The 11,268-nt window shown below is 41.1% G+C and carries 10 protein-coding genes; 5 read left to right on the top strand and 5 right to left on the bottom strand.

The genetic code is table 11. The features are described from left to right. Positions 1-120 precede the first annotated feature (120 nt). The 3 genes from L1D50_RS17225 (at position 121) to L1D50_RS17215 (ending at position 3,193) form a co-directional block, all read left to right on the top strand. A complete protein-coding gene (locus L1D50_RS17225) occupies positions 121-900 on the top strand; it encodes a DUF2189 domain-containing protein (protein ID WP_138521367.1) in 780 nt (259 codons plus the stop codon). A gap of 296 nt (positions 901-1,196) precedes the next feature. Beyond that, positions 1,197-2,309 carry an arginase family protein gene (locus L1D50_RS17220; protein ID WP_239966472.1) on the top strand — a complete coding sequence of 371 codons (1,113 nt, stop codon included), beginning with the start codon at positions 1,197-1,199 and terminating at the stop codon, positions 2,307-2,309. Between the two features lie 176 nt (positions 2,310-2,485). Then, positions 2,486-3,193 (top strand): transporter substrate-binding domain-containing protein, encoded by a 708-nt coding sequence (locus tag L1D50_RS17215; RefSeq protein ID WP_128726651.1) that lies wholly within the window; start codon positions 2,486-2,488, stop codon positions 3,191-3,193. A 16-nt stretch (positions 3,194-3,209) separates the two neighbouring features. On the opposite strand, the gene L1D50_RS17210 is transcribed toward L1D50_RS17215, so the two are convergent. Further along, positions 3,210-3,452, bottom strand: a complete 243-nt coding sequence (locus tag L1D50_RS17210) for a VF530 family protein (protein ID WP_239966471.1) — start codon at positions 3,450-3,452, stop codon at positions 3,210-3,212. A 32-nt stretch (positions 3,453-3,484) separates the two neighbouring features. Continuing rightward, on the bottom strand, positions 3,485-3,766 hold the full coding sequence (locus tag L1D50_RS17205; RefSeq protein WP_128726649.1) for a DUF1496 domain-containing protein: 282 nt from the start codon (positions 3,764-3,766) through the stop codon (positions 3,485-3,487). Between the two features lie 60 nt (positions 3,767-3,826). On the opposite strand from L1D50_RS17205, the gene L1D50_RS17200 reads away from it, so the two are divergent. After that, positions 3,827-4,057, top strand: coding sequence for a TIGR02647 family protein (locus L1D50_RS17200; protein ID WP_128726648.1), 231 nt, complete (start codon positions 3,827-3,829; stop codon positions 4,055-4,057). A gap of 58 nt (positions 4,058-4,115) precedes the next feature. Here L1D50_RS17200 and maiA read toward each other — a convergent pair whose 3' ends face one another. Both maiA and hmgA read right to left on the bottom strand, forming a co-directional pair. Further along, positions 4,116-4,742, bottom strand: coding sequence for a maleylacetoacetate isomerase (gene maiA / locus L1D50_RS17195; protein ID WP_193554566.1), 627 nt, complete (start codon positions 4,740-4,742; stop codon positions 4,116-4,118). A gap of 8 nt (positions 4,743-4,750) precedes the next feature. Next, positions 4,751-6,046 carry a homogentisate 1,2-dioxygenase gene (gene hmgA / locus L1D50_RS17190; RefSeq protein ID WP_128726646.1) on the bottom strand — a complete coding sequence of 432 codons (1,296 nt, stop codon included), beginning with the start codon at positions 6,044-6,046 and terminating at the stop codon, positions 4,751-4,753. A gap of 112 nt (positions 6,047-6,158) precedes the next feature. On the opposite strand from hmgA, the gene L1D50_RS17185 reads away from it, so the two are divergent. Next, positions 6,159-6,629: a MarR family winged helix-turn-helix transcriptional regulator gene (locus tag L1D50_RS17185; protein WP_128726645.1), complete on the top strand. Its 471-nt coding sequence runs from the start codon at positions 6,159-6,161 to the stop codon at positions 6,627-6,629. A 57-nt stretch (positions 6,630-6,686) separates the two neighbouring features. On the opposite strand, the gene L1D50_RS17180 is transcribed toward L1D50_RS17185, so the two are convergent. Next, a complete protein-coding gene (locus L1D50_RS17180; protein WP_239966470.1) occupies positions 6,687-9,965 on the bottom strand; it encodes a TonB-dependent receptor in 3,279 nt (1,092 codons plus the stop codon). Between the last annotated feature and the right edge of the window lie 1,303 nt (positions 9,966-11,268).

Genomic DNA, 11,268 nt, shown 5'->3' with positions numbered 1-11,268 from the left:
ATAATTTACCCTTCAAATTGGTTGGAGAATTAAAGCGGTTAGTATTATAACTCACAATAGCTTGCGGGATTGTCGATGTTCCACTAAACCTTAACATGAGAGCAACAATGAGGAATGGTTATGCCTGCTACACATTCTATAAATAAAGACAACGAATTTGCACGTTGCTTTGAGTGCAACAAAGTCCCGGTCATGGCACCGTTTCACTGGCTCGCATTAGCCTTTAAAGATATTGCGAATGCGCCATTACTTAGCCTAGTGTATGGACTTATTTTTACCTTGATCCCCGCCTTTATCATGTGGTTAGTATATCAATCAGGAACTCATCTGGTTATTTTGCCTGCTGCGGTCGCCTTCGCACTTATTGGACCTGCTTTCGCAGCGGGTTTGTATGATGTCGCGTGGGAGTTAGAAAAGGGTCATAAACCAACGTTAACACATAGCCTTAAATCTATGTTTCGCAATCCCGCTGGTGAATGGGGATTTGCGGTGCTACTAATGGTCATTATGATCGTTTGGATGCGCTTGGCAGCACTCATTCATGCGCTATATCCTAATGTTCCTAACCCAACGTTTGAACAGCTTTCGGCGTTTTTAGCTCTCGGCTCAATTGTGGGGGGCATTTTATTGGTTTGCGTATTTGCAATCTCAGCATTTACCCCACAAATAATGATGGAGCGTCGAGTCGATATCATGACTGCGGTAATCAGTTCAATGCATGCGGTAAAAGAGAATGTCGGCGCTATGGTGGTATGGTGCGGTATATTAGTGTTTTTGGTGATGCTAGGATTTGCAACTGGGACTGCTGGTTTTATCGTTATTATGCCGTTACTAGCGTACGCAAGTTGGCATGGCTATATCGCTGTAATTAAAACAAAAGTTCCACGCCACTACGAATAACTAAACGCCCTCTATGAATAAACAACCGCAGCGCCAACGAGCATTGTTGGTACTGTGGTTGACTTCCTATTTGAACCTGTTATATGTGCTGCAACAACGACCTAACGAACAGGTAAAGCCTTCCAAAAACTAAGTTTGAAATCAATGAAACCCTATGAATTATAAGGTTTTTTATTTTGAATTTATGGTTTTTACGCATTTTAAATCGACCGTATTTTGAATGTGACGCACACTACAATGCGTAATGGAGAAGGTTTTTCTGGATCGCATGATTATGCACTTAAGAGGGGATAGCGATGTCTGAGAGCAAAAAACAATTCCATAAAAAACTTGAGCACTGTTTATGCCCACCGGGAGATGGTGTGTTTACAGTAAACACAGCGAAAGAAAGAAAAGATGCGCTAAGACAAAAGCTATACGGGCAAACAGAAGGTATTGATGCTCTTTGGAAAACATCGCTAGAACAGCTTGGCGAAAGTGAGCATAAAGCGGCAATTCTTGGGATTAGTTCAGATTGTGGTGGTGGAATTTTACGCGGTGCCAACTGGGGTCCGTTATTTTTGCGCTCGACATTAATTGAGCAGCAGCCGCAAACGAATGCGTTTGACCTTGGAGATGTGCGTGTTATTCCACATTTACTTCATGATAAATACTTGAATGAAAGCACGATCAGCAACTGTCAAAAAGCACTTTATGCGGATCCTGAGAGTGAATATTACGTGTCACCTCTATCTATTACAGAAGATGTTTGTGATGGTTTTTACGAAAATTATCCAGATAAAGGTGTGTTTGGTATTGGTGGTGACCACTCAATCAGCTACCCATTAACAAAAGCGTATCTTAAAGCAAAGCGTGCTCGCGGTGTAAAAACAGCAATTATTCATTTTGACGCCCATACGGATTTACTTGTCGAACGCTTAGGTATCGATTTATGTTTTGGCTCTTGGTGTACGCATATCCTTGAGTTCCTGCCTGCACCACACCACTTAGTGCAATTTGGGATCCGCTCTAGTGGCAAACCTAAATCTCATTGGGAGTCAACGTTTGGTGTTAAGCAGCATTGGGCTCATGAAATTAGGGAGCGTGGTGCACAAACGATTGTTGAAGAAGTTATTACACAGTTAAAGGCTGATGGCGTTGAAGAACTTTATGTCAGCTTCGATATTGATGCACTAGATGAAGAATTTGCTTCTGCAACAGGTACTCCAGAAGCGGGTGGTATGACTCCAGACGAAGCGATGCTAATTCTACAAGCGCTGCGAGGCGAGTTTAAAATCACAGGTGCAGACATGATGGAAATTGCACCATTTACCGATAGCTCCCTCGTTGGTCAAACAAGCTCAGAAACGACGCTCAAAGAAGGTGCCAAGTTGAGTGCATTTTTAATTGATGCTATCAACAACAGCTAACGCAATTAAGTAACTAAACAGCTCTGTGATAGGCGTGGGGATCCATGTCTATCACTCATTCACTTCAATAAGTTACCCATAATACGCTTTTCAAAAAAACCATTCAGCCTCTTTAAAAATTGCTCAACCTTTAAGTTAAGACTATATTATTCAAGTAGCTATGGGGAGAGTTTCAGATGGGTGTATACTCAATTGGTCTTTGTATTTTACTGATGAGTTTCAGTGCGCTTGCCTATACGCTAAATATTGTCACTGAGAACTTTCCTGATTTCCAATACCTTAATGAAAAAGGAGAGTTGATTGGTCGCTCTGCGGATAAAGTTAGGGCCGTGCTTGATGGCGCTGGCGTGGATTACACCATCAACGTACTTTCATGGCCTGCAGCCTATAATGCCGCATTAAGAAAAGAAGATACCTGCGTATTTTCAACAGCCAGAAATACCATTCGCGAAAATGAGTTTAACTGGGTATTTCCAATTGATACTTTTTCCACATCTTTTTATGCGCTACGTGAAAGCAAAATCAAGTTGAATAAATTAGAGGACGCACAAGTTTATCGAACTGCAGTGATCCGGGATAATTTTAGCCACCAGTTTTTAATGGAACATGGTTTTCAAGAGGGAAGGCAGCTGATCCTGATTAACTCCTTTGACAAGGTTTTTGAACTACTCAAAGCGCGAAAAGACTTTGTTGACTTGGTGATACTAAGTGATGCTCAGTTTCGATTTCGAAGTGCAAAAGAGCAAACGGCTCAATTACTTGAGCCGGTATATACCTTAGATAAGTTTAATACGTCACTTTACTTAGCCTGTAATAAAAATGTTCCCAAACACATCCTTGAGAAACTTCAGGAAACCTACAACGCGCTTTATTCAGCCAAATAAGCTTGAAGAAAACGGATTATTTTTTTATCTCTGGCCACTGAAAGCCGTGAAATGTATCTAGATACAGCTGCTCCACTTTGGCTCTTGCCCAAGGTGTGCGGCGCAAAAACTTGAGACTAGATTTAACGCTTGGATTATCTTTGAAGCAGTTGATATCTACGGCGGCTGCCATTTCTTTCCAGCCTAGCTGCTGTTCAAGTTTTACAATAATTTCTTCTAACTTGATACCGTGAAGGGGGTTATTTGCTTGGGTTGTCATCTTCTACTTCTATATAACTTGAGATATTACACCTAGTTTACCCTAATTTTATTTGAAATTTCAGGTCTAATTGGCGTACCAGATGCGTCAGCTTTTACCCACATAAGTTTACTGTTATCTTCGTTGTATTTTTTTGTGGCACAGACAAACAGCATATCAAACTGTAACAACAGTGCGCCTTCGCTATATGATTTACCTTCATACCAGCACACTTCCTTTGGTATTTCTGTATACAACCTTAAATCAGCGGGCGTTGCAGCCAAAATCGGCAGTGAGATCAAATTAACAGCGATTAAACAAATTAAAAACTTCATCAAATTTAGTTTTTTGAACTAGAGTGTTAAATGACTATAGAAGAATAAGGAAAAATGACAATGGCTTTAGACCAAAAATTATTGGATGAATTGACCTTACTAGCTAGATTTCCAAGACATAGTTTGCATCAGGGAATAAAAATTCATAGCAGTGCGCCAGAAGGTGTGCAAGGTGCGGCGGTGCGGCTATTTGAAAAAGGGGTCATTGACAGTCCTGACGGGGGATATTTGACTGATCTGGGTCATGACCTTATTGGTCACTTTGACCATGTCTATAGCGCACTGAAATAACAAACATTCGTTTAATTGAAAGAGTGATATGCTCAGCATATCACTCTTTTTAATAGCCTTATTGTGCGTCTAATTGATTTTCAGGCGCAGCATCAGAAAACGCGCTTAGCGTATTGCAATATTCATATACTCGGGCGATCTTAGGAAATGCAGTCATATCCACTTTAAAACGCAGCGCATTAAATACTTGTGGCACCAAACAAACGTCGGCTAGTGTAGGCTCTGTACCAAAGCAAAATTGACCGTCGCCTATCATAGGCTCTAGCTTTTTAAAGCCCTCGATAACCCAGTGACGATACCATTCGTTTTTCTGGTCGTCAGATGCGCCTAGCTCGTTTGATAAGTATTTAAGTACACGTAAATTATCAATAGGGTGGATATCACAAGCGATGGCATAGCAAAAATTTCTTACCTGCGCTTTTTGCCATGGGTCTTGTGGTAACAAAGCTTGGCCGCTTTGCGTTTCTTCCAACCACTCCAGTATTGCTAAAGACTGTGCAAGAACGCCATGCTCAGTTTCTAGTGCTGGAAGCAACCCTTGACCATTTTTACTTAAATATGCCTCGCCGTTTTGCTCCGATTTAAGCAAGTTTACAGGGACTAACTCGTGGTCTAATCCTTTAAGATTTAAAGCAATACGCACTCGATAGGCCGCAGATGAGCGAAAATAAGTATAGAGTTTCAACATAATCTTTATGCTCCTTTAAAGTACTTTTTAATGCCTTTCCAGCAATCAGCATAGTTAGGCTGACGCGCTTTGCCTTCTAAAGCATACTTAGTTGGAGAGATAATGTAACGTGACTCAAACATAAACGCGAGCGTGTTTTCATAACGCTGCGGTGCAAGTTCTGCATTGCTTGCTTTTTCAAAGACATCCGCTTCTGGTCCATGTGGAGACATACAGTTATGCAGGCTCATGCCACCAGGTACAAAGCCATGCTCTTTGGCGTCGTAGACTCCTTCGATCAACCCCATAAACTCACTCATGATATTCCGGTGATAATAAGGAGGGCGGAAGGTATTTTCTGCCACCATCCAGCGCGGTGGGAAGATCACAAAGTCTACATTGGCAACACCTGGTGTGCCTGATGGAGAAGTAAGCACAGTAAAGATTGACGGATCTGGGTGATCAAAGCTTACGGTGTTCATTACGTTAAATCGTGCTAAATCATATTTGTATGGGGCGCTATTACCTGTCCACGCTACTACATCAAGAGGTGAGTGGCCAATGTCACAGCGGAATAAATTACCGTTGAACTTAGCAACCAGTTCAAAGTCGCCTTCTATGTCTTCAAAGGCAGCCACTGGGTATTGGAAATCACGCTCGTTTGTATAACCATTTGCGCCAACGGGGCCTCGCTCCGGCAGGATGTAGGGATTGCCGTAGTTTTCACAAATATAACCGCGCACTGCATCGCTGAGTAACTCAACTCTAAACTTGATCCCACGAGGGATAACGGCAATCTCACCTGGTTTAATCGCGAGTTTTCCGCACTCTGTATGTAAAATGAGTTCACCTTGCTGTGGGACGAATAATAATTCACCATCCGCATTATAAAAGTAACGTCCCTCCATTGATGCGTTAGCAACGTAAACATGAATGCCTATCCCGCTTTGTCCGTTGGCACTGCCGTTAGCAGCCATCGTTACTAAGCCATTGATAAAGTCTGTTTTTTCTTGTGGTACCTCGATAGGGTTCCAGCGCAACATGGAAGGGGGGGTAACGGCTTCAGTTATTGGTGCTGTGCGCAGTAAACCATTATCAATGGCCTCGTATTCCCCTTGTAAAACAGAGGGGCGAATACGGTAAAACCAATTTCTACGATTATCAGCACGAGGTGCTGTAAATGCTGTAGTGTTATATTGCTCTGCATAAAGGTCGTATTTTACTTTTTGCGGTGAAAATTGACCAATAGGTAAAGCGCCCGGCAATGCTTCACTTTCAAACTCATTACCAAACCCAGTTAAATATTGAAGTTCTTGGCTCATGTGTCTCGACTCCTTAATGTTTTATAGTAAGATACTCTCATGTGAGAGTATTTTCAATGTTTGTCATCTAGTCGCCCTGTAAAGCTATAGTGACAGTTGGGAGTGTGGAATAATGTCTAAAAATGATGAAAAGCTGCTGAATATAAACGAATTTTTGCCGTATCAGCTCGTTTCACTGTCAACAAAAGTGAGCAGTGACTTTGCGCACGTCTATGAACAAAAGGGAGAATTAACTCAGCCACAATGGCGGGTGTTATCTCACGCAATACAGAAGGAGGGGAGCACCGCTAAGCACATTTGTGAACTGGCAAATATGGACAAATCGACAGTTTCGAGAGCGATCAAACAGTTACAAGACAGAAAGTTGATAGAGATGTTAGTAAGTTCAAGTGATAAACGTGCAAAAACTATTGCGGTGACAGAGCAAGGAAGAGTGCTTTATCAAACGTTAACGCCGTTTGCATTGGCTTGGGAAGCTGAGCTACTTAGTTGTTTTAGCGATGAGCAGAAAGAGAAATTTATTGAACTGTTAGCGGTGCTTCAAAATAGACTAGTAAACAGTCATACAAGTAATGCTGATTAACGAAAAAAGGCCAACAATCGTTGGCCTTTGGGAGATTATCTAATTACGTGTTAGATATTAGAATGTGTAACGAATACCAATTTTAGCTTGCCATGCTGACGCGCCTTTATCGATAGTCGAGTAGTTACGAACATCTGCACCCTTATAACGAGGAGAGATAATGAGCTTACCGTTTTCTAAGCCACCAAAGTCATAAATAGCTTGATCAGAGTAACTTAGCTTCTTCTCTATACCCCAGTCACTGTTCAGTAGGTTAGCGAAGTTTTCGATCATAATGTAAAGCTCGCCTTTATGCTCTTTATAGAAACCAGGGATCTCTTGCTTAAAGCTTACATCCATAGTAGTTACCCAAGGTTGAGTGCCTGTGTTACGCTCAAGCAATTGGCCACGCTCAGTAATACCTGCCCGGTTAAGTAAGGTCTCTAATTTCTCCCAAGGCATGTACTTTGATTCTTTCCAATCTACATTGGCGTCATCTGGGCCTGATGGAATGTAAGCTAAGTATGCAGAGGTACCAGCAAAGTCGCGAGTATCACCAAAGTCATAGTCATTATAAGACCCCATTGTATAGCTAAATGGGCGACCAGAGCGACGCTCAAAGAATACGTTAAACTTAGACGCGTAACCGTCAAAGAATTCAGTTGTATAACGTAGATTTAACTTGAAGCTGTGCTCAACTTCATAGTGGCCGCGACCAACCAACTCAACGTTACGGCTGTGCGTGGTTGCATGCTTATAGTTTCCATCAGCTTGAGATGCACTACCAGGTGATACATCTTCAACATCTTGGTTAGTATAGCTTGCTGAAACATAAAGCCCGTTATCCCACTCTTTAGCAATAGCCGTGCTAATGATGACTGAACGTGCGTCTTTATCAGCGTTAGTCATCATGATGTCGTAATTGTCTCTTAACTCACCAGAGTACTTGTTTTCATATATGATACGACCTGTTGCAGAACGAACAATATCGCCGTTTTCATCAAGTTTAGGGGTAATAGAAGTATTCTTCCAAATCGCTTCATCTTGCTTATTGTGATAAGCAAGCTCAGCTGTCCACTTGAAGCCGTCGCCTAAAAGCTCAGAATCAAAGTCATATTCGAAGCCAATTTGGGCACGAATACTTGACGGTAGCTTGAAGTTTGGATCTGTGTAGGCTGTGCTACCAGCACCTTGCTGTAGAGAATCTTGAATTGGCTGTGGCACACGAGTGAAGTCAACTTGCTCAACGCCAGCGAAGTAATCGTTGATTGCGTCTTGGTTTGCGCTAACCTGCGTTAACCCGTCTTTTTGGAATGGGTTGTTAAACCAAACATTTGGGATACCGCCGTGGAAACGACCAACACCACCATTAATGGTGAGTGATTCAGTGGCATAAAACTTGAAGCCGATACGTGGTAAAATGATATCTGCGCCGTCCAAGTTTTCTTGGTTTGTATAACCATACGTTTCTTGAAAAGCAGTATTTAACGTTGGCTTGTCGCTTGAAGATAAGCGTTCGTAACGAACACCCGCTGTCATTTCAAGGTCGTCAGTCACATAGAACTTATCTTCAATATAAAGCGCAAGTTGTTCACGCGTTGCATCATAAGCTAAGTCATTGACATCGTTAGTATAAGCATTGGTATAAGAGAATTTGTAGTCATCATACTTGTTTAGGAATAGCTTTTTGTTTTCAAAATCCTTTATGCTACCAAACGTCCAGCTACCTCTCGAGTCTTCACCGAACAAGTTGTATAGACGCTTGCTCTCGTACTGACCACCGAAGTTAATCTCGTGGTCACCCATTAGGTAAGTTGCATCAAGTGTAAACGCGTATGTTTCGGTTTCAGACTCATTAACATGACGGTATCTATCGCGTCCAAATTGGAAGCCAGCACCGCGCTCACCGAAGAGGTTTACACGAATATTGCCTAGATCTGAGTTTGTAACGCTATCGTTTGTTACGTTTTTATAAGCAAGGCCAACCTCTGTCGAGAAATCATCTGTCCAATCAGAGTATAATTTGGCAGCGAAATTATCGAATTTGGTCGTATAGGTATAACGACTTGACGCCATTGATACTGTGTCGCCACCTGTCGCGAAGCCTCTTGCATCTTCTTCATCTTGCCATTGGTAAGTAAAGTCTGCACGGTGAAGATCTGAAATGTTCCAGCTTAGCTTGATCAAAACGCTATCGCTGGTGTCTTCAGGATTACCGCCAAGCTCATCTTGAATACCGTATACGCTGTTTAAAGCATTTACAAAGTCTAGGTAATCTTGTTCATTAACGTCAAACTCATGAGCTGTACCTGAACCATCAAAACCATAGTCCATGTCCATCTCTTGCTTCCAAGCGTTGTAGTTTACGAAGTAAAATAGCTTGTCTTGGATAATTGCACCACCAGTACTAAAGCCCAAACGCTTTTCGGTAACGATAGGATCTGTGCGTGCCACTTCATAAGTTCTATGACCATCTTCATCAAGAATGTTAGAACCTGCGCGGTGGATTATTTTACCATCAGCGTCTTTTACATCTTTTTTGTATGTGGCTTCTGAGATGTTATCTATTTTACCAGCAAGGCTTGGTGTGCTAGTTTCGTAGAAACCAGTAAAGGTGTATTCATTAGAGCCAGACTTAGTAACCGCATTGATTGTGCCACCACCAAAGTTACCTTTTTTAGCAGAAAAAGGTGAGGTATCAACTGAGATCTGTTCAATTGCATCAAGTGCTACAGGTGGTTGCGCCGTTGGGTAACCACCAAAGTTTAGACCAAAATCATCATTTTGACCGATACCGTCAACGGTTAAACCGTTGGTTCTTGGGTTATTACCCGCAATCGTTAGTTCGCCATTACCATTGATACTGGCTAGTGGGTTTAAGCGTGCAATATCTTTGATATCATTATTGAAGCTAGGCACGTTTTCAATGGTATCTGCACCAAATACACTGCTTGAGCCACCAGCTTGTTGCACTAGCTTATATCCAGTGACTTCGATTTTTTCTATTTGTTGTAATGGCTGAAGCTGGTTATTTAGGCGGTGAGTATCACCAAGCTCTAGATAAATATTGTCAAGTTGTGTATCTGAATACTTGTTGGAATCCAAGATTACGCGATAAGGACCACCTACACGGAGGCCTTTTGCGATAAACGTACCTGACTCGTTGGTTAGAAAAGTACTTGTTGTTCCAGTTGGTTCGTGAATAACTGTAACTTTAACGTTTGCAGCGGCTTCACCTGTTGGCGTTGTAATTTTACCACGCATTGCAGATGACGTGTCAGCAGCATAAGCACTCACTGATACGCCAAGTGCAAGAGCTAGTGCGCCAGCTACTTTAGTTAAGCGAACGTTTCTCATTGTGTCATTTCCCGTGTGTTTTGACTGTTTCAATGTAAATTACTGCGAACACAACATTTTTATATCAATCCTAAAGATGTTGTGTTCATAAACATTTCTATCAACTGCGCTTTGGATTTCTGAAGTCAGAGTCTCCCAAAATTGTGCTGATTAGAGTGTTTGATCGATCTAAATTATATTGTCGATCCGGTATGTCCAAACTATGCTCAGTCTGAATCGACTAAAAAGCAAGCACCTCATAAAATGCTCTTTTTCCAAAACTACGTAATTACCGCTATTTCTTGATGTTAAAAAGAATGTTTACTTAATGCTATTGGCTTTAAATAAGAAGAGTGAAAAATATACTGTTCTTAATTCAACATACTTGCGAATTATACAGTAATTAGTGGGCGGTTATCAAAAATTTATGCTTTACTTTTAAGACCTTTGATTGGTACATAGGCTAACAGGAAAGTGAGCTGCTGACAGTTTGAAATTATTGATATATTTTGTTTTATTCGTGATTTGTATAAAAGTACACTCGTTGCGAGTAAGGAACTGTGGTGATTAAGTAGGCTCTCAATATTTTCTATCGTGTAATACCATTTTAATTTACTACTACTCATCTTGAGAAAATGTTCTAGACGCTAACTGTATTAAATTTTTTATYTTGAACAGCTCAATCGTTTCTTCTAAACTCAGTGTGATTTGTTGAATATCTATAGTCATTGTTCTTTGAGTGTAAGTTAACCAAAATTGACTAATAGCGACATTACTCAAGTAGTTTTTATATCGGATGGCTACGGTTTGATATCGATTTACTAGCCATAAAAGAGTTTTAACAAAGCGCTGCCATTTGTGTAGACGTTAACCCATAACTTAGTTACCAACCTCACTGTTCGCTTTTCTTGACTACCTATTCGACATGGTTTCTTAAATTATAACTGTCGTATTCTGTGCCAAATATTATAGCTTGAGTTTTAGGTGATTGGAAAATCGGGGCTTTAGCACTAATCACCTCACGAATTTGACCGCTAAAGGTGAGTGAAAAATATACAGCTATCAACAACGAAACTAATTTTAGTCGTGTGACTGCCGACAGTGTTGTCAGATACTCTTATTTATCGATGGCCATTCAGAGCATCACATGAAGAGAGATGGTTATTTTGCATTGATGGCTTATAGAGAAATCTAAGCAATAAGCGCAGCATAATGTTGGTAGTCAGAGAAGGTAAAAATTGTAGTAAAGCCTCAGCTTAGCTTGGTTTCTTATGTCTGAGCTTGAATCGGCTATTAACTGCGAGAGATATTACTGAATATAAAA

The sequence above is a fragment of the Pseudoalteromonas sp. Isolate6 genome, assembly GCF_022398435.1.
GTDB classification, from domain to species: Bacteria; Pseudomonadota; Gammaproteobacteria; order Enterobacterales; family Alteromonadaceae; genus Pseudoalteromonas; species Pseudoalteromonas galatheae.
This window is presented reverse-complemented; position numbering and strand designations above follow the sequence as displayed.